The sequence below is a fragment of the Ruegeria denitrificans genome, assembly GCF_001458295.1.
Lineage (GTDB): Bacteria > Pseudomonadota > Alphaproteobacteria > Rhodobacterales > Rhodobacteraceae > Ruegeria > Ruegeria denitrificans.
Map to the genome: position 1 here is coordinate 121,898 of NZ_CYUD01000006.1, position 22,604 is coordinate 144,501.

Consider the following 22,604-nt stretch of genomic DNA (forward strand, 5'->3'; position numbering starts at 1 on the left):
AAGTGACATCATGGCAAAACTCTATCGCCTGCTTACCGAGGAAGACACCGCTGCCTTCTGTCACAAAGTGTCAGACGCGCTGGCAAAAGGGTGGGAGCTGTATGGCGACCCGTCCTACGCCTATGACGAAAACAGCCGCATGATGCGCTGCGCGCAGGCTGTGACCAAAGAGGTCGAGGCCGATTATTCGCCGGACATGAAACTGGGACAGCAGTAATGGTAAAGACAAACCCGGGCCGCTTTTTCGAGGACTATTCTGTCGGGCAAGTGCTGCCCCACGCGGTACCGCGCACTGTGACAGAAGGTGAACGCGGCCTCTATCATGCGCTCTATCCTGCACGCCATGCACTCTATTCCTCGGATGAGTTCGCACGTGCCTGCGGATTGCAGGAAAGCCCCATTGATGATCTGGCTGCGTTTCATGTGGTTTTTGGAAAAACCGTCCCGGATATCTCGCTGAATGCTGTGGCCAACCTAGGCTATGCCGAGGGGCGTTGGCTGCTTCCGGTTTATGCGAGCGACACGCTGCGCTCGGTGTCTGAGGTGATCGGGGTCAAACAGAACTCGAATGGTAAAACCGGTGTGGTCTGGGTGCGGACACGCGGCCTGAACCAGTTGGACGAAGTGGTCATGGAGTATGTCCGCTGGGTCATGGTGCGAAAAGCAAACCCAGATGCGCCTGCACCTGAGACGGTGGTACCAGAGTTAAAAAAGGTGCTGGAGCCCAGTGATTTGGCGATCCCCGAGGGGCTGGACTTTTCGAATTACGACTTCGGGCTTGCGGGCGAGCCACATCGCTGGGGCGATTACGAGATCGGCGAAACCATTGACCATGTCGATGGTGTGACGGTGGAGGAGGCCGAGCATATGCTGGCCACCCGTCTTTGGCAGAACACAGCCAAGGTGCATTTCGACCTGACCTTCCGGCCCGATGGTCGTTTGATTTATGGTGGCCACGTGATTTCGATGGCGCGGACATTGTCGTTCAACGGCCTGGCCAATGCGCAGATGATTGTCGGTCTGAACGGCGGTGCCCATGCCAACCCCTGCTTCGCAGGGGACACAATCAAGGCCTGGTCCGAGGTTCTGGACAAGGCCGAAACGGGTGTTCCCGGCGTGGGCGCCATCCGTCTGCGGCTGGTTGCGACAAAGGGTGGCGAGCCGTTTGCGTTGAAAAACGAAGACGGTCGGTATCAGCCGAACGTCTTGTTGGACCTTGATTATTGGGCGCTGATGCCAATCTGACCACGCCCACATTCATTTGATCGCAGCCTGCGTTTATCATGCTAGGCTGCGATCATGGTCCTGCTTCGCTCACTCGCTGCCTGCCTGTTTCTGACACCGCCTGTCTTGGCGTGCGATCTGGCGCTGGCATTGGCCGTGGATGTATCCGGTTCGGTCGATACGGCGGAATACCGAATTCAGATGGATGGGCTGGCCGCCGGGCTGCGCGACCCCTTGGTGTCCGAGGCACTGGTGCGGGGGCAGGCGCAGTTGATGCTTGTGCAATGGACCGGGTCATCACGCCAAAAGGTGACGATTCCCTGGACCCGGATCGACAGCTTCGACACCCTTGAAAAGTTTGCCGATCAGGTTGGCGACGACCCAAGGGTCTGGCGCAACTTCTCAACCGCAATCGGTGAAGCACTTGAGATGACCATGGCCAGCTTCGACGCGGTAGAAGATTGCAAACGGCACCTGATCGACATTTCCGGCGATGGCGTTTCGAACGAAGGGGTCGAGCCGTCCGAGACGCACAGGGCGTTACGGACGCGTGGGGTGACAGTGAACGCCATTGCCATCGAGGAAAGCGAACCTGACCTGACTGCTTATTTCTTTGAAAATGTCATTGTCGGAGAGGGCGCCTTTGTGGTGTCGGCAGCGGGTTTTGCCGATTACCCCGAACGGATCAGAAAAAAGCTGTTGCGCGAAGTAACGCAGCAATCTGCGGCCTTGGAACGGCAGTAGCAGATTCGTGATCACAACCCTTGCGCCCTGAAAACGCTAACATTCAAGGGAGTGAACGATTTTTGTGATCACAGTAATATTTTGCGTGATCACAAATTGCAGAAATCTACATTTTTGCACCTATTTTGCCCATTTTTGCGCATGCAGCACGTGACAGAAGAGCAAAATCCGGTAAAACCACCGGTAGCCAACGAAAGAGGAGCCGACATGGCCGATGTCAATCGGGGCAACCGCCCGCTCTCGCCACATATTATGATCTATCGTCCCCAGATGACGTCCCTGTCGTCGATCATGGTTCGTCTATCCGGGCTTGGGGTTTTCGCCGTTGCAATTCTGGTTGTCTGGTGGCTGCTGGCTGCTTCCAGCTCAGAGGCCGGGTTCGCCGGGATCGACGGATTTCTGCGCAGCTGGTTCGGAGATATTGTCCTGACCGCCGCGACATGGGGCCTGTGGTATCACACGCTGGGCCGTCTGCGTCACGTCTTTTGGGATTTCGGCTACTGCCTTGACGTTGAAGTCTCCGAAAAACTGGGTCTGGGCATGTTCGTCGGTGCGACCATCTTGACCATAATCACCGTGCTTGTGGTGTAAGGAGACGGCACATGCGATATCTGACTGACCGTAAACGCGCGCAGGGTCTGGGCGCAGGGAAATCCGGCACACAAACGCATTGGCGCACAATGGTCCGGGCGATGATCCTGACCGTGCTGGTGCCGATCTTCATTTTCACCTTTGGTGCGGGCATCGGCGGAACCTACGAAGAGGTTCTGGCCTATTTCAGCCGCCCGTTCCCGGCAATTGTGACTGCCCTGACGTTGGTCGTGGGTATGCAGCAGCTGATGTATGAGGCGCAGGAAACCATCGAAGATTATGTGCATGGCGTGCTTGAGAAAGTCTCGCTCGTTGCGATGTGGGCCCTGGGCTACACGCTGATTGCGGCCGGGCTGTTCGCCTTGGTCAAGCTGGCCCTATGATGCGCGGTAAGGAACAAGAACAATGACAGCAGCATATGAATATGAAACCCACGAATACGATGTCGTTGTCGTAGGCGCAGGTGGTGCAGGTCTGCGGGCGACGCTGGGCATGGCTGAACAAGGCCTGCGCACAGCATGCGTCACCAAGGTGTTCCCGACACGCTCGCACACTGTAGCGGCGCAGGGCGGTATCGCGGCATCTCTGTCGAACATGGGGCCGGACCACTGGCAGTGGCACATGTATGACACCGTCAAGGGCTCGGACTGGCTGGGTGACACCGATGCGATGGAGTATCTGGCCCGCGAAGCGCCCAAAGCGGTGTACGAGCTGGAGCACTATGGCGTGCCCTTCAGCCGGACCGAAGAAGGCAAGATTTATCAGCGCCCGTTCGGTGGCCACACAACCGAATTCGGCGAAGGCCCTGCCGTTCAGCGCACCTGTGCCGCCGCCGACCGGACCGGTCACGCGATCCTGCACACGCTGTATGGTCAGTCGCTGAAGAACAATGCCGAGTTCTATATCGAATATTTCGCCATCGACCTGATCATGTCCGATGACGGGCAGTGTCAGGGTGTCGTCTGCTGGAAGCTGGACGATGGTACCATGCATGTCTTCAACGCCAAGATGGTGGTGCTGGCGACCGGCGGCTACGGCCGGGCTTATTTCAGCGCGACCTCAGCGCATACCTGCACCGGTGACGGTGGTGGCATGGTGGCCCGCGCGGGTCTGGCGCTGCAGGATATGGAGTTTGTTCAGTTCCACCCGACCGGCATCTATGGGTCAGGCTGCCTGATTACCGAAGGCGCACGGGGTGAAGGCGGTTACCTGACCAACTCGGAAGGCGAACGGTTCATGGAGCGTTACGCGCCCCAGTACAAGGACCTTGCGCCACGTGACTACGTCTCGCGTTCGATGACCATGGAAATCCGCGAGGGCCGCGGCCATGGTGACAATGGCGATCACATCCACCTGAACCTCAGCCACCTGCCGGCCGAAGCGCTAGCGGAACGTTTGCCAGGTATTTCGGAATCGGCACGTGTCTTTGCTGGTGTGGACGTGACCAAGGAACCGATCCCGGTTCTGCCGACCGTGCACTACAACATGGGCGGTATCCCGACCAACTATTGGGGTGAGGTTCTAAACCCCACCGCCGACAATCCGACCGCTGTAGTGCCGGGTCTGATGGCTGTGGGTGAAGCGGGCTGTGCCTCGGTCCATGGCGCGAACCGTTTGGGTTCGAACTCGCTGATCGACCTTGTGGTGTTTGGCCGTGCGGCAGCGATCCGGGCTGGTGAGGTGGTTGATGCCAAGGCGTCGAATCCGGTTCTGAACCAGGCTTCGGTCGACAAGGCATTTGACCGGTTCGATGCTGTGCGCAACGCCAGCGGCGCGATCCCCACCGCCGATCTGCGGCTTGAGATGCAGCGGACCATGCAAGAAGACGCAGCCGTGTTCCGGACTGCCAAGACCATGGCAGAAGGCGTCGAGAAGATGACGGTGATTGCCGCCAAGATGGACGATCTGAAAGTCAGTGACCGATCGCTGGTGTGGAACAGTGACCTGATGGAATCGCTGGAGCTGACCAACCTGATGCCAAGTGCGTTGGCCACCATCGTCGGTGCCGAGGCGCGCAAGGAATCCCGTGGTGCCCATGCGCATGAGGACTTCACCGAGCGTGACGATGAAAACTGGCGTGTCCATACCGTTTCGCGGGTCGAGGGCAACAAAGTTGAACTCAGCTATCGCCCGGTCATCGCCGATCCGCTGACCACTGAAGAAGAAGGTGGCATCAGCCTCAAGAAGATCGCGCCCAAGGCACGGACGTTCTAAGGCCATCCGTCTGAAAGTTCAGATGAGCATGTCTTTCTGGTGTAATTGAGAATCAAGGGAGGTCGGGAATGGTTAACAAGCCGCAAGACGGTTTTCGCGCAGCCAGCGGGCTGAACTATCTCGATTTCCTCAAAACCATGCACCAGAGTTTAAAGCCTGACTGGTATTTCGAAGTTGGAACCCAAACCGGGGCCAGTCTTCGGCTGAGCGACGCCAAATCCATATCTGTTGATCCTGTTTTTGCCCTTCGTCACGAGGTGATTGGGCCAAAGCCCGAACTCTATCTGTTCCAGTGCAAAAGCGACGATTTCTTTGCGTCGAACCGTCTGTCCGCTCTGGGTGCCAAGGTCGATCTGGCCTTTTTGGATGGTATGCATCTGATGGAATTTCTGCTGCGGGATTTCATTAATACCGAGCGGCACTGCGGCGAAGACAGCGTAATTGTTATGCACGATTGCATTCCGTGGAACGGCGCCATGACAAGACGGCAGCGCGAGACGCAAAGCTGGACAGGCGATGTCTGGAAGATGGTTCCGATCCTGCAGAAATACAGGCCGGATCTGGATGTCGAGGTTGTTGATTGTGAACCTACAGGGCTGGTGATTGTATCGGGTCTTGATGCCCAGAACACCGTGTTGAGCCAGGCATATGACAAGATTGTCTCGGAATATGTTTCGATTGAGATCGAAGACTACGGCGTCGAAAAATACTTTGATGAGCTCGACATTGTGCCTGCGGCACAAAGCAGATGGAGCTCGGCTTGTCCACGGATACTGGATAGCGGGTGGCGGCAGAATCCGGACATAGCAATCAAGATAGCAGCACCAACCCGCGAGGTTATGGATGCCTGGGGGGATTACTATTTTGCGCTTGGTTTGGCTAAGGCGTTTTCCCGTATGGGGTATCGCACGGCAATTGATCCTCAGGACGAATGGTATGCAAATAGCCGGCCCGGAGGATTGGATATCGTATTGCGGGGGCGCGCGAATTTTACCAAACAACCCGGCCGAGCCTGTTTTTTTTGGGCAATCTCAAAAGGAATGCGGTCAATAAATTTTGCTCATGCGGATCAAGTATTCTGGGCATCCGGCAAAATGTATGAAGAGGCCATTGCAAATGGTAATGGTGAGAAGTCCTCGCATTTGCCGCAGTGTTTTGACGCTGAAATAATGATCCCGCGCCAAACCCTTCGCGGTAATGGGTTGGTATTTGTTGGAAGAAACAGAGATGGTTTTGACCGCGACGCGTCTGCATTTGCGGCGCGGTCTGGGCATGACTTGAAAATCTGGGGCCCTGGCTGGAAAGGAACCGAGCAGGAAGAGTTTCTGCGCGGTGACAGCATAGACAATCATCTGTTGCCCCAGATCTATTCCGCGGCCGACATCGTGTTGAATGACCACACACCTCAGATGAAAGAAAGAGGATTTGTGTCGAACCGGATATTCGACACGCTGGCCTGTGGAGCCGTCCCAATATCTGATGACGTTGCCTGGCTGCCCGATGATTTGCGCGAATTTGTGTACCTGTTCAACGACCAAGACAGCTTTGACGCAGCGGTAGACGCCGCATCATCGGAATCGGATGCAAAGCGTCAGGAACGTCTCGAATTTGCTAAGCTTATGCAGGAGAAGCACTCGTTCAACGATCGTGCGAAAAAGATCCTGACAGTATTCGATCAACTGATCACAGAGAAAGAAACCCGTATGAAAGTTGGAGACGACGCGTGATTAATCAGCACCGTGCCCCGATAGCTACGGATTTTGCGATCTCATACAGATTGGTTGCATCTTCAATTTGTCCCAGCCCTTCCGGAGGTTTCTAAAGTGGTACAACTGACTCTCCCCAAGAATTCCCGGATCACCACCGGCAAAACTTGGCCCAAGCCTGATGGCGCGACCAATGTCCGAAAGTTTCAGATTTATCGCTGGAACCCGGATGATGGCAAAAACCCACAGCTCGATACATATTTCGTCGATATGGACAGCTGTGGCCCGATGGTTCTGGACGCGCTGATCAAGATCAAGAACGAGATCGACCCGACCCTGACTTTCCGCCGGTCGTGTCGCGAAGGCATCTGTGGTTCCTGCGCGATGAATATCGACGGGATCAACACCTTGGCCTGTATCTATGGCATGGATGAGATCAAGGGCGACGTGAAAATCTATCCGCTGCCGCATATGCCGGTGGTCAAGGACCTGATACCCGATCTGACACATTTCTATGCTCAGCATGCCTCGATCATGCCGTGGCTGGAAACCAAGACAAACCGCCCCGCGAAAGAGTGGAAGCAGTCGATCGAAGACCGCAAGAAACTGGATGGCCTGTATGAATGCGTGATGTGCGCCAGTTGCTCGACCTCGTGCCCGAGCTATTGGTGGAACGGCGACCGCTATCTTGGGCCCGCCGCCTTGTTGCACGCGTATCGCTGGATTATCGACAGCCGCGATGAAGCCACGGGTGAGCGTTTGGACGAGTTGGAAGATCCCTTCAAGCTGTACCGCTGCCATACGATCATGAACTGTGCCAAGACCTGCCCCAAAGGTCTGAACCCGGCCAAGGCGATTGCCGAGATCAAGAAAATGATGGTCGACCGGTCCGTTTGATCACACTCGAAAAAAAGACAAAACCCGGGATGGAAACTTCCCGGGTTTTTTCGTGTTATGCGGGTATTGAAATATCGGAGTAAATCAATGACCCACACACTACTTAAAGCCCTGTCTATTTCTGCGATCACCGCTCTTTCAGCGTGTGGCGGATCGGGCAGCGATCGGGCAGAACTTGCTTTTAAGCAGGTGGATTGCGCAAAACAGGCGGGAATTGGGGGTTCATTTACTACTCAATACACCCTTCAGGATGGTAAACAGACTGAGGTGTTCGTTCCCGGTAACGGCATCAGCGAAGAACAAGCCGCAAAGGCGAATGCTTGCATGACCGCGTAGTTGGCAAAAAGAGTAAGGCTGGCAGATGCAAGTGCCAGCCTTTTGTGCGATTTTTTCATACCGAGATTGCAAAAAGATGTGATGAATTCTATTGTTGGACTGCTTAACCTTTCAACAGGGGAGGAGTGATGGAACCGAAACAGGATCGCTCCGATGCAAGACCAAAACTCTAAGACGAACGCTGCCGAAGCTCTGGAACTGCTGGAGCAAGCTTGGGCTTATTACACGCCAGAGCCTGCGCCGCTGGCTGACGCACACGAACCTGAATTGTTCGAATACGCGAGCGCCGCCTGACGCTTGAATTTTTCCTCGGATTGGGCAATGCATAAGCATGCCCATTCTGTTGTTAGTGCTGGCGGCCGGAGTGTTCGCCTATTTTATCTGGCGATCACGGACGACGTCGTTGACGCGCGACTGCCGATGGCGGCAGCACCGAAAGGAAGGCGTCTGGACTTGTGCCTATTGCGGTGCCCGGCACCAAGGCGAGGATACACCGACCAGTTGCCTGAAAGGGAAGTAGAATAGCAGGGCGATCTTTCGCCCTGTCTGGGATTAATCCGCGTCGGGGAATGCCGCTTGCAGCGCGATTTCAACCATATCTCCAAAACTGCTTTCCCGTTCGGACGACGGCAGTGCCTCACCCGTCAGCAGGTGATCGGACACGGTCAGAACGGCCAGCGCTCGACAGTTGTGACGCGCGGCTAGGATGTATAGTTCGGCGGCTTCCATCTCGACCCCCAGAATGCCGTGCCGCACCATCTGTTCATTCAGGTCGGGGCGCTCGTCATAAAACACGTCCGACGAATAAATCCCGCCGATATGGGTAGGTGTTCCTTTCGCAGCTGCAGCCTGTGCAGCGGCCTGCAGCAAACCCCAGTCGGCGCAGGGGGCAAAGTTCAGCTCTTTCAGTATGCCGCGCGATGGCGTGCTGAGCGTGGTCGACGTCATCGCCAAGATCACATCACGGATACCCACACTGTCCTGCATCCCGCCGCACGATCCGATGCGGATCAGAGTTTTGGCACCAAAGTCGCGGATCAGTTCATTGGCGTAAATCGACAAGGACGGCATGCCCATGCCGCTGCCCTGAATTGAGACTGGATTCCCCTTCCATGTGCCAGTGAATCCCAGCATGCCCCGTACGTTATTGACCAGCCTGGCATCCTGTAAAAAAGTTTCCGCCGCCCATTTCGCCCGATACGGGTCACCTGGCATTAATACGGTTTCTGCAATTTCACCTTTTTCCGCGCCGATATGAATTGTCATTCTTCACTCAATTCCTGTCAGATTTCCAAATCCGAGATATCAGCGCCCGCTTTCAACGCATCATGTACCCATTGCGGCTTGCGGCCACGACCCGACCAGGTTTGATCCGGATCGGATGGATTTTTGTATTTTGCGCTGGCTTTGACGCCTTTAGATGGTTTTGAACCAGTGCCTGACAGGTCCGAAAGGGAAAACCCAAATTCAGCAGCAGCTTTCTCTGCTGCTTTCAATGCCTCTTTGCGATCACGCTTTTCGGCGTTTTTAATCGCGATTTCCACCTGGTCGCGCAATTCAAGCAGTTCTTTCCGCGACATTTTATCTAGGCTGATCGCCATTCGTTTTCTCCATTCCGAATATCACCGCAAGTGGGCGCAATAGGCCACCGTAATTCCATCTTCGGAATTTATCTATCCCTTCCTAAAAGGCAATAGAAATGGAGGTTCCCAAAAAGCGCGGAATTATTCCGCCGCAATATTTTGTGGATCTACCAGAGTCACGATATCGCCCATGATTACGTTCAGTTCAAAATTCTTGGGCGTATATATCTTGGCAACGCCCATTGCTTTGAGTTTTGCCGCATCATCATCGGGAATGATCCCTCCGACCACAACGGGGATATCGTCCAACCCGGCCTCGTGCAGGCGGGTCATGACATCCTGCACCAATGGGATGTGGCTGCCGGATAGAATCGACAGGCCGATCACATGGGCCTGATCTTCTATGGCTGCAGTGACGATTTCCTCGGGCGTCAGGCGGATGCCCTCATAGCTGATATCGATGCCGCAATCGCGGGCGCGAAATGCGATTTGCTCGGCACCGTTGGAATGGCCGTCCAGCCCCGGCTTGCCAACCAGGAACTTTAGGCGGCGCCCCAGCTTGTCACTAACTGCATCAACAGCGGCGCGCAGGTCCTCCAATCCTTCGGTCTTGTTCGAAACCGAACCCGAAACACCGGTCGGACCGCGATAAGTGCCGTAGACCTTGCGCATTTCCTCGGCCCATTCGCCAGTGGTGACGCCAGCCTTGGCGGCGGCAATCGATGGTTCCATGACATTGGTTCCGGATTGCGCTGCCGCGCGCAGCGCGGCCAGGGCCGCCGTAACGGCTGCGTCGTCGCGATCGGTGCGCCATTCATTCAGGCGGTCGATCTGCTCCTGCTCGGCGGCTGGGTCGACGACCATGATACCGCCATCCTCTGTCTCCAGTGGTGAAGGTTCTCCTTGGGTCCACTTGTTCACACCGACCACAACGGTTTCATTGCGTTCGATCCGGTTCAGGCGTTCGGCGTTGGAATCGACCAGACGGGATTTCATGTATTCGATCGATGCCACGGCGCCGCCCATGGACTCGAGATTGTCTAACTCGGCCCGTGCGCCTGCTTTCAGCTCTTCAACTTTGGCATCCACAGCGGGGTTGCCATCAAACAGGTCGCCATATTCCAACAGGTCGGTTTCATAGGCCAGAATCTGCTGCATGCGCATCGACCATTGTTGATCCCACGGACGCGGCAAGCCTAACGCCTCGTTCCATGCGGGCAGTTGCACGGCCCGGGCGCGGGCCTTTTTCGACAGGGTCACGGCCAGCATCTCGATCAGGATGCGATAGACGTTGTTTTCAGGCTGCTGCTCGGTCAGGCCCAGCGAGTTCACCTGAACGCCATAGCGGAACCGGCGGAATTTCGGGTTCTCGACACCATAGCGCTGTTGCAGGATTTCGTCCCAAAGATCGACGAAAGCCCGCATCTTGCACATTTCGGTGACAAAGCGAATGCCTGCGTTCACAAAGAATGAAATGCGCCCACATAGCGCCGGGAAATCCTCGGCAGGGACGCGGGGGCGCAGCTCATCCAGAACGGCGATGGCGGTCGCCAATGCATAGGCCAGCTCCTGTTCCGGCGTCGCGCCGGCCTCTTGCAGGTGATAGGAACACACGTTCATCGGGTTCCATTTCGGCACGTTGGTATAGCAATATTCGGCCACGTCCGCGATCATCTTCAGCGACGGTTTCGGCGGGCAGACATAGGTGCCACGGCTTAGGTATTCCTTGATCAGATCGTTCTGAACCGTGCCCTGCAGCTTGGACACATCCGCGCCCTGTTCCTCGGCCACAGCGATATAAAGCGCCAGCAACCAAGGCGCCGTCGCGTTAATTGTCATCGAGGTGTTCATCTGTTCCAATGGAATCTGGTCGAACAAAACCCGCATGTCGCCCAGATGGCTGATTGGCACGCCAACCTTGCCCACCTCGCCGCGTGCCAGCGTGTGGTCGCTGTCATATCCGGTCTGCGTTGGCAGATCGAAGGCCACCGACAGTCCCGTCTGACCCTTGGCCAAGTTGCCACGATACAGCGCATTCGAAGCCTTGGCGGTGGAATGACCAGCATAGGTTCGGATGAGCCAGGGGCGATCTTTCTGCGTCTGCGTCATATCGGGGCCTCGTGTGTCGGGTGGGTAAGAAAATTACGCTTGAAGCTTGTTAAGCGCAATTTTCGGGACATGTCAATTCGCTGCGTTGCGGCATTTCAGGTTCTTCAGATTGTAGGCCGCTCGGATTGGTGGCAGGGTGCGCCCATGACTCAGACCGTGGAACTTCCGCTTTGGCTGTTTTTGCTGATCCTGGTTTTTGCCGCGATCACTCTGGCTTCGCATTTTCTGTTCCCTTCGGTGCGTTGGTTTTTTCGCCGCCGGCTTGAGCGTGCGGTCAAACGCCTGAACACACGTCTGCAACGGCCGATCCAGCCGTTCAAGCTGGCCCATCGGCACGACATGATTCAGCGGCTAATCTATGACCCGCAGGTCGGACAGGCCGTTCAGAACTTTGCTCATGAGCAACGTGTGCCCGAGGCCGTGGCCTTTGAAACCGCCCGCCGTTACGCACGCGAGATCGTTCCGTCTTTTTCCGCGGTGGCCTATTTCAGTGTCGCGATCCGGCTGACCCGCATGCTCAGCAACGCGTTTTACAATGTTCGGCTTAGTTATGTTGACGAAGAAGCCCTGCGGAAAATTGACCCCGAAGCCACGGTTGTTTTCGTCATGAATCACCGCAGCAACATGGATTACGTGTTGGTGACTTATCTGGCGGCGCAACAATCAGCCCTGTCTTATGCGGTAGGCGAATGGGCACGCGTGTGGCCGCTCAGCCGCCTGATCCGGGCGATGGGGGCTTACTTTATCCGCCGCAAATCGGGCAGTGAGCTCTATCGGCAGGTGCTGGCCTGTTACGTGCGCCACGCGACCGAAGCGGGCGTGACTCAAGCCATGTTCCCCGAGGGCGGTCTTAGCCTGACTGGCGCATTGGGGCGACCAAAGCTGGGGCTGCTTAAATACATCATTGACGCAACCCACCCCGAAGGGCGGGACGTTGTGTTCGTACCGGTTGCCCTGAATTACGACCGCGTGCTTGAGGATACGATCCTCACCAAGGCCGCATTGGGCACCGAACGCCGGTTTCGGGCCAGAATTGGGGTGATCGCCTGGTGGTTGCTCAAACAGATCGGTCGGCGGCTGGTTGGTCGCTATCAGCGATTCGGTGTAGCATCGGTACGGTATGGAGAGCCGGTTTCGCTTCGGGTGTTTCGGGCTGAGCACGAAGCTAACCTGATGACCGATCTTGCGCGTGATCTCATGGGGGGCATTGGTAAGGCGATTCCACTGGTGCCAGGGCCTGCTGCGTGTTGGCTGGTGCGTGAAAAGGGTGAAATCCCCGAGGCAGACGCGGTGGCCCTGATCGAACAGCTGCTGCGACGTAACGGAAATCCCACGCCCTTGAAGCGCTGTGAAATCGAGGCTGCTATCCAGCAATTGGTGGTTCGGCGTATTTTGAAGCGCGAGGACGGAAAAATATCGTCGTCCGGTCAGAGGCTTGATCTTTTAGAGTACTATGCAGCCTCGGCTCCGCTGGATGTGGAACAGGTAGTTTCTGCGGCTGCGAAGTAGTTTTCTGCAACCGCTGGGTCATAAAATTACAAAATAAACTCAAAATGGGTTGCAATATTGCTCGATGGAAAATACTCATCGGGTAAAGCCGCCGATTCTGCATCGCGGCGAGGATTTTGAACAAAGGAGGCCAACATGGCTCTGGACACCGATAGCGGCATCGCGTCGTACGAGGCACCGGAAAAAGACCTCTATGAGATGGGGGAAATCCCTCCGATGGGGTATGTCCCGAAACAAATGTATGCATGGGCGATCCGCAAGGAACGCCATGGCGAGCCGGACACGGCCATGCAGCTGGAAGTGGTTGATGTCCCCAAGCTGGACAGCCACGAGGTGTTGGTTCTGGTGATGGCCGCAGGCGTCAACTACAACGGCGTCTGGGCGTCGCTGGGCAAACCGATCAGCCCGTTTGATGGTCATGGTCAGCCGTTCCACATTGCAGGTTCGGATGCTTCGGGCATCGTTTGGGCCGTAGGCGATAAGGTCAAACGGTGGAAAGTGGGCGACGAGGTCGTGATCCACTGCAACCAGGATGACGGTGACGATGAACATTGTAACGGCGGCGATCCGATGTTTTCGACCAGCCAGCGGATTTGGGGCTATGAAACTCCGGACGGATCGTTCGCACAGTTCACCAACGTTCAGGCACAGCAGTTGATGCCACGTCCCAAGCATCTAACCTGGGAAGAAAGCGCCTGCTACACGCTGACACTGGCTACTGCCTACCGGATGCTGTTTGGCCACGAGCCGCACGATCTGAAGCCCGGCCAGAACGTTCTGGTCTGGGGCGCGTCGGGTGGTCTGGGTTCTTATGCAATCCAGCTGATCAACACCGCAGGTGCAAACGCGATTGGCGTGATCTCGGACGAAAGCAAACGTGATTTCGTGATGGGGCTGGGTGCCAAGGGCGTCCTGAACCGTAAAGATTTCAATTGCTGGGGCCAATTACCCACGGTGAACACACCGGAATACGCCGAGTGGTTCAAAGAGGCGCGCAAGTTCGGCAAAGCCATCTGGGACATCACCGGCAAAGGCAACAATGTCGACATGGTGTTCGAACATCCGGGCGAAAGCACCTTCCCGGTGTCGACCTTCGTGGTGAAAAAGGGCGGCATGGTTGTGATTTGCGCCGGGACCACCGGCTATAACCTGACCTTCGACGTGCGTTACATGTGGATGCACCAAAAGCGCCTGCAGGGTTCGCACTTTGCGCATCTGAAACAAGCGGCTGCTGCGAACCAGCTGATGGTTGAGCGTCGACTGGATCCGTGCATGTCCGAAGTGTTCTCGTGGAAAGAGCTGCCCGATGCCCACATGAAGATGATGCGCAACGAGCATAAGCCGGGCAACATGTCGGTTCTGGTCCAGGCACCGCAGACCGGGATGCGCACGCTGGAAGAGGTTCTAGAGGCTCGCGGTTGAGCCGCTCGTAAATTATTAATTTGCGCCCGCGACTCGTTCTGACGGCTCGCGGGCGTCGTTTTTTGAAGTTAAGCCTAGTCTTTTTAATGGTTTGAAAGTATTAACCCCGCTGTTTTTGGGGAGAAGAAAGCAGCGAATAGGCAAAAAAATACTGCACATGTTATGGTTGTGTTAACCCTTCGTTAACCCTTTCGGAGAGACCCTGATGGCGCAGAATGAGTGGATACTGGACGTGTTGTCGGACCTCAACGCCTTTGCCGTTGAGAATGGTTTGATCGCGCTGGCCGAACAGCTGGACGACACCAAGCTGATCGCCGCAGCCGAGATCGCGTCCATGAAGGCTGAGGTACGGACGCCCGCGGATGGGAACAAAACTCGATATGAGCCAAGTCCTGGAGGACTTGGAAAACACCAGCACGCTTGATGAGTTAAGCAATGTCGCCGTTCGATTGCGCGACAGACTGAAAGTTGAACATCTCATATATCACTGGGTTGATGGGGCCGGCGATCAATACGGCTATACAACCTATCCAGATGCCTGGGCTGAACGGTATCTGGAGAAGAACTATCACCGCATAGACCCCGTTATTCTTGGTTGTTTCCAACGCTTCCATCCGGTCGATTGGAAAACGTTGGATTGGTCCAGCAAGGTGGCCAAGGCCTTCCTGCAAGATGCGCAAAACCACGGCGTCGGCAACCAGGGCTATTCCATTCCGATCCGAGGGCCGAACGGGCAATTCGCCTTGTTCACGGTCAACCATAGTTGTGATGACGAAACGTGGCAGCGGTTCATTGAACGTCATGGGCGCGAGTTGATCCTGATCGCCCATTATTTCAACCGCAAAGCGCTGGAGTTTGAGAGTGACCGCCAGCCCGACTCGGCCCGCGGACTTTCACCGCGCGAAGTTGATGCCATGACCTTGCTGGCGCTGGGTTACAGCCGGGCACAGGTGGCCCATTCGCTGTCTATCTCTGAGCATACGCTGCGGGTCTATATCGAAGGTGCCCGTGCCAAGCTAGGGGCACAGAATACCACCCACGCCATCGCCACGGCGCTCAGTCGAGGATTAATAGTGGTTTAAGAGGCGCGCGCTCTCAGAACGAGAAATTAACCATGACTTTGTACCCCCTTCGTTCCTGCACAGGACGACAAGGGGAAAAAAGTCATGTTGCGCTATTTGTATGCTGATGAGTTGCACAAGTTTCCGGATCTGGCCGACGGGATGTTCCGGGATCGCGCGGATCAGTTCAAAACCCGGTTGGGTTGGGACGTTCACGTCAACAAAAAAGGAGAAGAGCGGGATCAGTATGACGACCTGAATCCGCTCTATGTTATCTGGGAAGAAGAAGACGGCAGTCATGGCGGCTCGATGCGTGTGCTGCCGACAACCGGCCCGGTCATGATAAACGAGGTGTTTGGCCATCTGAACGGTGGCCAGCCGGTTTGCAGCCCGTTGATTTGGGAGGTCACCCGGTTTTGCCTGTCACGCACCGCCAGCCCGCATACGGCAGGCGCTATCATGCTCAGCGGGGGCGAGATGATGGAAGGATTTGGCCTGACCCATATCGCGGGGGTTTTCGATGCGCGGATGATTCGGATTTATCGCCTGATCGGATCGTCGCCGGTGGTTTTGGGGACAGAAGGGAAGGGCCGCGATCAGATTTCGATCGGCCTGTGGCCCTATTCGGCCGATGACTGCAACCGCGTGGCCGAACGCGCGGACATCCCGCGAGAGCTGTCGCGCCTGTGGTTCAAGACGGCGTTTGGCATCGGACGGCACCACCGGTTTTCACTGTCGGCTTGATCGGGCGAAATCCCCAATCCTTCTCTGGTGATAGCTGGCGCGGCCCTGTAGGGTCGCGCCATGTCTTTGCCCCCCGTGACCTTCTCTGACGATCAGGCCGCCGCCTATGACAGCATCTCTGAAATGCTGCGATCAGCTGGTGTCGACCTGGATGATGACGCCCTGCTGAAATTGCCGGGTAGTGGCAAATCCGGTGTGATGGCGGTGATCGGCAAAGCGGGTTCAGGCAAGACCCTGCTGTTGGCCGAATTGTACAAGGCACTGGCCGAAACTGGCGTTCAGATCGTGTCGGGTGATTTCGAAAGCCGCAAGGCGCGGGACAAGCGCAGCCTTGCGATCCTGGCCCCCACCAACAAGGCCGCTAGTGTGTTGCGCCTGCGTGGAGTGCCGGCAACGACCATTCACCGCATTCTCTATACCCCGGTCTATGACCCGGAATATGAGCGCATCGCCGAATGGCTGGCGGGCAATGACGAGCGCCCCGAAATCGAAGGTCTGACGGACGAGGCGCTGGACCGCGCCGCAGCGTTCTATGCGAACAACAAATCCATCCCCGGTGCGTTAGCCGCTGCCGGATTGCGCGGGTCGGATTTCATCACCGGCTGGAAACGTCGGGACGAGCCGCTGGATATCGGGTTTGTGGATGAAGCCTCGATGCTGGACGACAGGCAGTTCGAGGACCTGCAAGAGATTTTTCCGACCCTGATATTGTTTGGTGATCCGGCACAGCTTGCCCCTGTCAATCAATCGGGCAGCATGGTGTTTGAAGCCTTGCCGGAACCGCGCAAACAAATCCTGCACCGGGTCCATCGGCAAGAGGCGGACAATCCTATCCTGGATCTGGCCCACGCGCTGGCGGACCCTCAGATGGGGTTCGAGGATTTTGAACGTCTTGTGGAACAGACCGCCCGTCAGGATGACCGCGTGGTCTGGGGGCAGCGGGTCGAGGTTGATCTGATGGCGCGCAGCCCGGTTCTGGTCTGGCGCAACGCGACCCGCATTCGGTTGATACAGGCATTCCGGAATGTCCATGGTGCGCCAGACACCGAACTGCTGGAAGGCGAGCCGCTGATCTGTGACGGCATCGAACTGCCCTTGAAGCATCGCAAGAAACGGTTGGACCTTGAGGCGCGCGGGCTGATCAAGGGCGCGCAAGTCATCTATCTGGGACCGGGTCGCAAGCCGGGCTTCTCACGCCTGCACGTGATGGGCGCCGAGGACCCACAGGTCAGTGCGGCGTCGATCGTCAAGATCGAAAAACCGGATGAAGAAGAACCCTTCATTCCCTTCGCTGCACGTATGGGCGCAACCTTTTTGCACGGCGCGGCAGTGACCATTCACAAGGCGCAGGGCTCGCAATGGGATACGGTACAGGTCTTTGCACCGGACATTTATGCCGCCGCCCGCATGGGCCGAACCGAGGCCGGGCAACCGCTTTGGAAACGGCTGGCCTATGTCGCGATCACCCGCGCACAAGAGCGGTTGATCTGGGTTGTGCGCAACCGCTTGGCAAAACCCACCCATCCGTTGCGTGTGGATGATCTGCGCGCGGTTCCGGCAGCGTCACTGACATTGGAGGCTGAAGAGACATGACATCCATCATCGTCACAGGTGCAAGCTCGGGCATAGGGCGCGCCACGGCGGAATTGTTCTTGACCGAAGGCTGGACGGTGGGCTTGCTGGCGCGCAGCGCCGACAGGTTGCATGAGATGGCCAAGGATCGCGCAAACGCGGTGCCACTGGTCGCGGATGTGACGGATGCCGAAGCGGTCCACGCGGCCTTCGGCGCATTTCAGGACAAGGCCGGACAGTTGGACGTGCTGTTCAACAATGCCGGTATCTTTGCGCCTGGCGGTACGATTGACGAGATCGCACTGGAAGATTGGTATCAAACCGTCAACGTCAATTTGAATGGCATGTTCCTCTGTGCGCGCGAGGCGTTTCGGACCATGCGCCACCAGTCGCCGCAGGGTGGACGTATCATCAATAACGGCTCGATTGCCGCGCATGTGCCACGACCGAATTCGGTACATTACTCGACGACGAAACACGCGATCACCGGCTTGACCCGCAGCCTTTCGCTGGACGGGCGGGACTTCGGAGTTGCCTGTGGTCAGATCGACATCGGCAATGCGCGCACGCAGATGGTGCAGGGGTTGGTGGATGCCGCGGTTGAGGCGGGCCAGACGCCCGACCCGACCATGGCAGTGGAAGATGCCGCCCGCTCGGTGCTACATATGGCGACCCTGCCGCCCGAAGCGAATGTACAGTTCATGACCGTGATGGCCACCACGATGCCCTATATCGGGCGCGGTTAAGCGTTAGTTCTCGCGCAGCAGTCGGAACGCCGTCGACGCCCCCCAACCCGCTGCAATCGCAATGACCAGCGACATCAGCCCGTACCACACGGGTTGCTGGCGGGACATGTTGTACAGGAACCGCTCCAGCCCCACTTTGCGCACGTCGATGGTTGTCTCGAATTCCGAGATGATCTCTTTGCCGCGTGTCAGGAAGATACGGGCGGCATAGTCGCCCTCGGTCAAATCGGCGGGCATTTCGATCGAGGTGCGGAACAGGGTCTGTTCATCCACGGCCACGGTGTTCTCGCGAATAGAATACAGCCCCTCATCCTCGCGGATGCGCACCACGGCATTTGCGAAATCCTGTGCGCCGCGGATATGCATGGCCGCCCCGACCGAGCGAATGGCGCGCTCGATTGAAACCCGGTACCGTAGGTCCTCGGTGTCCAAGAGGATACTATCCAGCGGTCCGCTGGTGGCGACGGCGTAAAAACTGGGGGCAAGGTCGACCAGAACACTGTCGGTGTTGACCCAGATTCCCAGTTTGCGTTCCTTGCGCCGGACCATCACCGGGCTGGACGGCCCGGCCACGGTCACGATCACTTCAAGCGGTGGACCGGGCGGGATCGGTGATTCCCGTTTGACGGCACCGAAGATCAGGATTTCAGAACCGTCGAAGGTTGCTGTAATGGCGACACGGTCCTGGCTGAGACCCAGCACCACCTGCTCATCTTCGGCAAGGGCCGGTGTGCAGCAGAAAACCAGCAGCGCGATCAGGCGTTTCAGCATGATCAGTGCCCCCCTTCGCTGCCAAGCGAATACAGCTCGGATGGTTCGATCAGCAGGTCCAGCGCCAGCTTGCCGCAGACCACCAGAACCAGGGCCGCCAGCAGTACGCGTAGCTGTTCGGCGGGCATCTTTGCGCCAATCACTGTGCCGATCTGTGCGCCAACGACGCCGCCAACCAGAAGCAGAACGGCCAGAACAACATCGACCGTATAGTTCGTGGTTGCATGCAGCATGGTGGTAAAGCCGGTCACGAAAATGATCTGAAACAGTGAGGTGCCGACCACGACCTTGGTGGGCATGCCCAGCAGATAGATCATCGCGGGCACCATGATGAAACCGCCGCCAACGCCCATAATGGCCGCCAGCACACCAACGCACAGCCCGACCAGAACTGGCGGAATGACCGAGATATATAGCCCCGAGGTGCGAAAGCGCATCTTGAAGGGCAACGCATGAATCCAGCCCCGCTGACGCCGTTTCGCAGGTGCGCCGCCGCCCTTTTTGGCCTTACGCAGCGCCCGCAGGCTTTCGATGAACATCAGGCCGCCGACGACGCCAAGGAAGACGACGTAGCACAACGTCACAAGCAGATCGACCTGGCCCAGGCTTTTGAGATAGTTGAACACCACCACCCCAAGCGCGGCGCCCATTAGGCCTCCGACCAATAAGACCGTTCCCATTTTCAGATCGACGGTTTTTCGTCGGAAATGCGCCAGCACACCGGAAAAGGACGAGGCGACGATCTGATTGGCTTCGGTTGCAACAGCAACAGCGGGGGGGATGCCGATGAAGAACAGCAGCGGTGTCATCAGAAACCCGCCGCCGACGCCGAACATGCCCGACAGGATGCCAACCATCCCACCCAGCCCCAACAGCAAAAAGGCGTTGACGGAGACTTCGGCGATTGGAAGGTAGATCTGCATGTGTATTTACCGGATGAGATCAGACGCGTCACACAAAGTGATCCGGCCTGTCCCATACCACAGGGATGAGGCTTTAATACCGCGCGCGCAATGCGGCCGTATGGCGAATACCAACCTGCCGATCGCGCAGACCGCGTGACCGACAAGCCGATCTGGCTGAATTGAAAAACGGACCCCGGAACCGGGACGTTTTTGTGTGCTTGCCACCCTGACAGGAACGAATCCGATCTCGGCTATCACAGGAAACAAACACATACCCCCTTAGAGCGCTTGCGGCATGCAAAATCAACTCTGCATGCCGCTCTGCAGCGAACAGGACTGAAATGAGTTTTAAACTGGACTTATCAGCGCTCTTTCACATAGGGCTCGCCACCGGCACGCGGCGGGACAGCTTTGCCGACGAACCCAGCCAAAATGACGACCGTCAGGATATAGGGCAGAGCATCCATAGCCTGCACCGGGATGACCACGCCGCCCAGATCGATATTCTGGAACCGCAGCGCAATCGCCTGCAACAGACCAAATAGCAGACAGGCCCACATCGCGTGCCATGGTCGCCATTTGGCAAAGATCAACGCGGCCAGCGCGATGAACCCGCGCCCGGCGGTCATTTCCTTGACGAACCCGGCCTGCAGGGCCGTGGCCAGATAGGCCCCGGCGATGCCGCACAGCACACCGCAGATGGCCACAGCGGCGAAGCGCAGACCTACGACCGAGACTCCAGCGGTATCCACCGCAGCAGGGTTTTCACCCACCGCGCGCAGACGCAGGCCGAACCGGGTGCGGAACAAAACCCACCATGTCAGCGGCACCATCAGAAACGCCACATAGACCAGTATCGAATGACCGGACAGCAGCTCGGAGTACACCATGTGAATTGAATTGGCGTCAGACATCAGTTCAGAAACCGGTTGCCCCGTCAGCTCAGCATCTTCGGGGCCGATTGCATAAGGGAACTCTGCGGATTCGAACCGACCCCCGCCGAAGAGAGATGGCGTGCGCCCGCCCTGTTTGAACCAGCTTTGGGCGATCAGCACGGTAAGGCCGGATGCAAGGAAATTGATCGCCACACCAGAAATCAGCTGATTGCCCCTGAAGGTGATCGAGGCCAGCCCGTGCAATCCGGATAAAACCAGCGAGGATGCGATACCGGCCAGCAACCCTAGCCAGACCGAGCCCGTTACTGCGGCAACTGCGGCCGAAAAGAAGGCCGCCATCAGCATCTTACCTTCCAGCCCGATGTCGAAAATACCCGCGCGTTCCGAATACAGCCCGGCCAGACAGGCCAACAACAGCGGTGTTGCCAGGCGGATCGTTGAATCTAGAACCTGAATGAGTGTTACGAAAATATCCATCACTCGGCCCCCTTTCGCAGACCCAGGAACAGCTTCTCAAGCGGCATGCGCACCATGTTGTCCAGTGCCCCGGTAAACAAGATCACCAGCGCCTGGATAACCACGATCAGCTCGCGTGGGATCGAGGTCCACAGCGCCAGTTCGGCGCCGCCCTGGTACAGGAACCCAAACAGAAGGGCGGCCACGAACACTCCGAACGGGTGCGACCGGCCCATCAGCGCCACGGCGATACCGATGAAGCCCGCGCCCTCGGTCGAGTTGAGCACTAGCCGTTCAGCCTCACCCATCACGTTGTTGGTGGCCATCAACCCAGCCAGCGCGCCCGAGATCAGCATGGCAACGATGGTGATGCGTACGGGAGAGATACCGGCATAGACAGCACCGGTTTCGGAGTGACCATAGGCACGGATCTCGTAACCTAGCCGCGTCCGCCAGATCAGCGCCCAGACCACGAAACAGGCCAGGATCGCGACAAAGAACGAGATATTGGCCGGAGCGCCTTTGAACACCGCGTTTTCAGCGGTCGAGAACATCGACTGGAAGGTGGGCAGATGCACCGCCTCGGGGAATCGCGCCGTCGCCGGATCTTGCGAGCCCTGTGGGCGCATCACGTTGACCAACATATAATTCAGGAAAGCCGCGGCGATAAAGTTGAACATGATCGTGGTGATCACAATGTGGCTGCCACGTTTGGCTTGCAGATAGGCCGGTATCGCGGCCCAGGCCGCCCCAAACAGCATCGAAGCGGCGCAGGCGGCCAGCAGGGCGATGCTCCAATGTGGCCACGGGATATACAGGCACACGATGGCAACACCAAGCCCGCCCAGCATGGCCTGCCCTTCGCCGCCGATGTTGAACAGCCGGGCGTGGAACGCCACGGCCACCGCCAACCCTGTGAACATGAAATTGGTCGCGTAATAGAGCGTATAGCCCCAACCATAGGTCGACCCCAGCGCGCCGGTGACCATCAAGTTCACCGCCTCAACCGGGTTTTCGCCAATGGCCAGAATAACCAGCGCCGAAAGGATAGCGGCCAGTATCAGACTGATCAGCGGGATCAGAACGACGTCGGCCCATTTGGGCATTTTATCCATGCT

Annotated in this window: 24 protein-coding genes; 17 read left to right on the forward strand and 7 right to left on the reverse strand. The window is 57.2% G+C overall.

Features of this window, described 5'->3' with window-relative positions; all coding sequences use genetic code 11:
* Positions 1–10 precede the first annotated feature (10 nt).
* The 10 genes from RUE5091_RS10725 (at position 11) to RUE5091_RS23250 (ending at position 8,006) form a co-directional block, all read left to right on the forward strand.
* Positions 11–217 (forward strand): DUF1737 domain-containing protein, encoded by a 207-nt coding sequence (locus tag RUE5091_RS10725; RefSeq protein WP_058281913.1) that lies wholly within the window; start codon positions 11–13, stop codon positions 215–217.
* Complete coding sequence (locus RUE5091_RS10730) at positions 217–1,245, forward strand: MaoC family dehydratase (protein ID WP_058281914.1); 1,029 nt, start codon at positions 217–219, stop codon at positions 1,243–1,245. Before RUE5091_RS10725 ends, RUE5091_RS10730 begins: the two co-directional genes overlap by 1 nt.
* 54 nt (positions 1,246–1,299) lie before the next feature.
* Entirely contained in the window at positions 1,300–1,968 is a 669-nt protein-coding gene (locus RUE5091_RS10735) for a DUF1194 domain-containing protein (RefSeq protein ID WP_058281915.1), read from the forward strand.
* A gap of 207 nt (positions 1,969–2,175) precedes the next feature.
* Entirely contained in the window at positions 2,176–2,559 is a 384-nt protein-coding gene (sdhC, locus tag RUE5091_RS10740) for a succinate dehydrogenase, cytochrome b556 subunit (RefSeq protein ID WP_058282072.1), read from the forward strand.
* An 11-nt stretch (positions 2,560–2,570) separates the two neighbouring features.
* Positions 2,571–2,942, forward strand: coding sequence for a succinate dehydrogenase, hydrophobic membrane anchor protein (locus RUE5091_RS10745; RefSeq protein WP_058281916.1), 372 nt, complete (start codon positions 2,571–2,573; stop codon positions 2,940–2,942).
* A 22-nt stretch (positions 2,943–2,964) separates the two neighbouring features.
* The gene (sdhA, locus tag RUE5091_RS10750) at positions 2,965–4,773 is read left to right on the forward strand and encodes a succinate dehydrogenase flavoprotein subunit (protein ID WP_058281917.1); all 1,809 of its coding nucleotides are present in this window, start codon (positions 2,965–2,967) and stop codon (positions 4,771–4,773) included.
* A gap of 68 nt (positions 4,774–4,841) precedes the next feature.
* Positions 4,842–6,500 (forward strand): glycosyltransferase family protein, encoded by a 1,659-nt coding sequence (locus tag RUE5091_RS10755; RefSeq protein ID WP_058281918.1) that lies wholly within the window; start codon positions 4,842–4,844, stop codon positions 6,498–6,500.
* A 96-nt stretch (positions 6,501–6,596) separates the two neighbouring features.
* Positions 6,597–7,376, forward strand: coding sequence for a succinate dehydrogenase iron-sulfur subunit (locus tag RUE5091_RS10760; protein WP_058281919.1), 780 nt, complete (start codon positions 6,597–6,599; stop codon positions 7,374–7,376).
* A gap of 87 nt (positions 7,377–7,463) precedes the next feature.
* Positions 7,464–7,712 carry a hypothetical protein gene (locus RUE5091_RS10765; protein WP_058281920.1) on the forward strand — a complete coding sequence of 83 codons (249 nt, stop codon included), beginning with the start codon at positions 7,464–7,466 and terminating at the stop codon, positions 7,710–7,712.
* Between the two features lie 153 nt (positions 7,713–7,865).
* Positions 7,866–8,006, forward strand: a complete 141-nt coding sequence (locus RUE5091_RS23250) for a hypothetical protein (RefSeq protein WP_165590765.1) — start codon at positions 7,866–7,868, stop codon at positions 8,004–8,006.
* 258 nt (positions 8,007–8,264) lie between these two features.
* Here the strand turns inward: RUE5091_RS23250 and deoD are convergent, their stop codons facing one another.
* From deoD to RUE5091_RS10780, 3 genes are all read right to left on the reverse strand, one after another.
* Complete coding sequence (gene deoD, locus RUE5091_RS10770) at positions 8,265–8,978, reverse strand: purine-nucleoside phosphorylase (protein WP_058281921.1); 714 nt, start codon at positions 8,976–8,978, stop codon at positions 8,265–8,267.
* 17 nt (positions 8,979–8,995) lie between these two features.
* Complete coding sequence (locus tag RUE5091_RS10775) at positions 8,996–9,313, reverse strand: H-NS histone family protein (RefSeq protein ID WP_058281922.1); 318 nt, start codon at positions 9,311–9,313, stop codon at positions 8,996–8,998.
* Positions 9,314–9,436: 123 nt separating this feature from the next.
* Positions 9,437–11,404 (reverse strand): ethylmalonyl-CoA mutase, encoded by a 1,968-nt coding sequence (locus tag RUE5091_RS10780; RefSeq protein WP_058281923.1) that lies wholly within the window; start codon positions 11,402–11,404, stop codon positions 9,437–9,439.
* 144 nt (positions 11,405–11,548) lie between these two features.
* Here RUE5091_RS10780 and RUE5091_RS10785 point away from each other — a divergent pair, with 144 nt between their 5' ends.
* The 7 genes from RUE5091_RS10785 to RUE5091_RS10810 all read left to right on the forward strand — a co-directional run bounded on the left by RUE5091_RS10785 (position 11,549) and on the right by RUE5091_RS10810 (position 18,458).
* Entirely contained in the window at positions 11,549–12,913 is a 1,365-nt protein-coding gene (locus RUE5091_RS10785) for a 1-acyl-sn-glycerol-3-phosphate acyltransferase (RefSeq protein WP_058282073.1), read from the forward strand.
* A 135-nt stretch (positions 12,914–13,048) separates the two neighbouring features.
* Complete coding sequence (gene ccrA, locus RUE5091_RS10790) at positions 13,049–14,335, forward strand: crotonyl-CoA carboxylase/reductase (RefSeq protein ID WP_058281924.1); 1,287 nt, start codon at positions 13,049–13,051, stop codon at positions 14,333–14,335.
* Positions 14,336–14,540: 205 nt separating this feature from the next.
* Entirely contained in the window at positions 14,541–14,759 is a 219-nt protein-coding gene (locus RUE5091_RS22905) for a hypothetical protein (protein WP_112297167.1), read from the forward strand.
* On the forward strand, positions 14,698–15,417 hold the full coding sequence (locus RUE5091_RS10795; protein WP_058281925.1) for a helix-turn-helix transcriptional regulator: 720 nt from the start codon (positions 14,698–14,700) through the stop codon (positions 15,415–15,417). Before RUE5091_RS22905 ends, RUE5091_RS10795 begins: the two co-directional genes overlap by 62 nt.
* Positions 15,418–15,501: 84 nt before the next feature.
* Positions 15,502–16,140, forward strand: coding sequence for an acyl-homoserine-lactone synthase (locus RUE5091_RS10800; RefSeq protein WP_058281926.1), 639 nt, complete (start codon positions 15,502–15,504; stop codon positions 16,138–16,140).
* 60 nt (positions 16,141–16,200) lie between these two features.
* Positions 16,201–17,733: an ATP-dependent DNA helicase gene (locus RUE5091_RS10805; RefSeq protein WP_058281927.1), complete on the forward strand. Its 1,533-nt coding sequence runs from the start codon at positions 16,201–16,203 to the stop codon at positions 17,731–17,733.
* The gene (locus RUE5091_RS10810) at positions 17,730–18,458 is read left to right on the forward strand and encodes an SDR family oxidoreductase (RefSeq protein ID WP_058281928.1); all 729 of its coding nucleotides are present in this window, start codon (positions 17,730–17,732) and stop codon (positions 18,456–18,458) included. Before RUE5091_RS10805 ends, RUE5091_RS10810 begins: the two co-directional genes overlap by 4 nt.
* Positions 18,459–18,461: 3 nt before the next feature.
* On the opposite strand, the gene RUE5091_RS10815 is transcribed toward RUE5091_RS10810, so the two are convergent.
* From RUE5091_RS10815 to RUE5091_RS10830, 4 genes are all read right to left on the reverse strand, one after another.
* Positions 18,462–19,229, reverse strand: a complete 768-nt coding sequence (locus RUE5091_RS10815) for a TIGR02186 family protein (protein ID WP_058281929.1) — start codon at positions 19,227–19,229, stop codon at positions 18,462–18,464.
* 2 nt (positions 19,230–19,231) lie between these two features.
* A complete protein-coding gene (locus RUE5091_RS10820) occupies positions 19,232–20,152 on the reverse strand; it encodes a sulfite exporter TauE/SafE family protein (protein WP_058281930.1) in 921 nt (306 codons plus the stop codon).
* 344 nt (positions 20,153–20,496) lie between these two features.
* A complete protein-coding gene (locus RUE5091_RS10825) occupies positions 20,497–21,507 on the reverse strand; it encodes an ABC transporter permease (RefSeq protein ID WP_058281931.1) in 1,011 nt (336 codons plus the stop codon).
* The gene (locus RUE5091_RS10830; protein ID WP_058281932.1) at positions 21,507–22,601 is read right to left on the reverse strand and encodes an ABC transporter permease; all 1,095 of its coding nucleotides are present in this window, start codon (positions 22,599–22,601) and stop codon (positions 21,507–21,509) included. Before RUE5091_RS10830 ends, RUE5091_RS10825 begins: the two co-directional genes overlap by 1 nt.
* Positions 22,602–22,604: the final 3 nt, after the last annotated feature.

Excerpts from the sequence above, each read along its gene's own strand:
- RUE5091_RS10725 (WP_058281913.1), top strand. The coding sequence starts at position 11 with ATGGCAAAACTCTATCGCCTGCTTACCGAGGAAGACACCGCTGCCTTC.
- RUE5091_RS10730 (WP_058281914.1), top strand. The coding sequence starts at position 217 with ATGGTAAAGACAAACCCGGGCCGCTTTTTCGAGGACTATTCTGTCGGG.
- RUE5091_RS10735 (WP_058281915.1), top strand. The coding sequence starts at position 1,300 with ATGGTCCTGCTTCGCTCACTCGCTGCCTGCCTGTTTCTGACACCGCCT.
- sdhC (WP_058282072.1), top strand. The coding sequence starts at position 2,176 with ATGGCCGATGTCAATCGGGGCAACCGCCCGCTCTCGCCACATATTATG.
- RUE5091_RS10745 (WP_058281916.1), top strand. The coding sequence starts at position 2,571 with ATGCGATATCTGACTGACCGTAAACGCGCGCAGGGTCTGGGCGCAGGG.
- sdhA (WP_058281917.1), top strand. The coding sequence starts at position 2,965 with ATGACAGCAGCATATGAATATGAAACCCACGAATACGATGTCGTTGTC.
- RUE5091_RS10755 (WP_058281918.1), top strand. The coding sequence starts at position 4,842 with ATGGTTAACAAGCCGCAAGACGGTTTTCGCGCAGCCAGCGGGCTGAAC.
- RUE5091_RS10765 (WP_058281920.1), top strand. The coding sequence starts at position 7,464 with ATGACCCACACACTACTTAAAGCCCTGTCTATTTCTGCGATCACCGCT.
- RUE5091_RS23250 (WP_165590765.1), top strand. The coding sequence starts at position 7,866 with ATGCAAGACCAAAACTCTAAGACGAACGCTGCCGAAGCTCTGGAACTG.
- deoD (WP_058281921.1), bottom strand. The coding sequence starts at position 8,978 with ATGACAATTCATATCGGCGCGGAAAAAGGTGAAATTGCAGAAACCGTA.
- RUE5091_RS10775 (WP_058281922.1), bottom strand. The coding sequence starts at position 9,313 with ATGGCGATCAGCCTAGATAAAATGTCGCGGAAAGAACTGCTTGAATTG.
- RUE5091_RS10780 (WP_058281923.1), bottom strand. The coding sequence starts at position 11,404 with ATGACGCAGACGCAGAAAGATCGCCCCTGGCTCATCCGAACCTATGCT.
- RUE5091_RS10785 (WP_058282073.1), top strand. The coding sequence starts at position 11,549 with ATGACTCAGACCGTGGAACTTCCGCTTTGGCTGTTTTTGCTGATCCTG.
- ccrA (WP_058281924.1), top strand. The coding sequence starts at position 13,049 with ATGGCTCTGGACACCGATAGCGGCATCGCGTCGTACGAGGCACCGGAA.
- RUE5091_RS22905 (WP_112297167.1), top strand. The coding sequence starts at position 14,541 with ATGGCGCAGAATGAGTGGATACTGGACGTGTTGTCGGACCTCAACGCC.
- RUE5091_RS10795 (WP_058281925.1), top strand. The coding sequence starts at position 14,698 with ATGGGAACAAAACTCGATATGAGCCAAGTCCTGGAGGACTTGGAAAAC.
- RUE5091_RS10800 (WP_058281926.1), top strand. The coding sequence starts at position 15,502 with ATGTTGCGCTATTTGTATGCTGATGAGTTGCACAAGTTTCCGGATCTG.
- RUE5091_RS10805 (WP_058281927.1), top strand. The coding sequence starts at position 16,201 with ATGTCTTTGCCCCCCGTGACCTTCTCTGACGATCAGGCCGCCGCCTAT.
- RUE5091_RS10810 (WP_058281928.1), top strand. The coding sequence starts at position 17,730 with ATGACATCCATCATCGTCACAGGTGCAAGCTCGGGCATAGGGCGCGCC.
- RUE5091_RS10815 (WP_058281929.1), bottom strand. The coding sequence starts at position 19,229 with ATGCTGAAACGCCTGATCGCGCTGCTGGTTTTCTGCTGCACACCGGCC.
- RUE5091_RS10820 (WP_058281930.1), bottom strand. The coding sequence starts at position 20,152 with ATGCAGATCTACCTTCCAATCGCCGAAGTCTCCGTCAACGCCTTTTTG.
- RUE5091_RS10825 (WP_058281931.1), bottom strand. The coding sequence starts at position 21,507 with ATGGATATTTTCGTAACACTCATTCAGGTTCTAGATTCAACGATCCGC.
- RUE5091_RS10830 (WP_058281932.1), bottom strand. The coding sequence starts at position 22,601 with ATGGATAAAATGCCCAAATGGGCCGACGTCGTTCTGATCCCGCTGATC.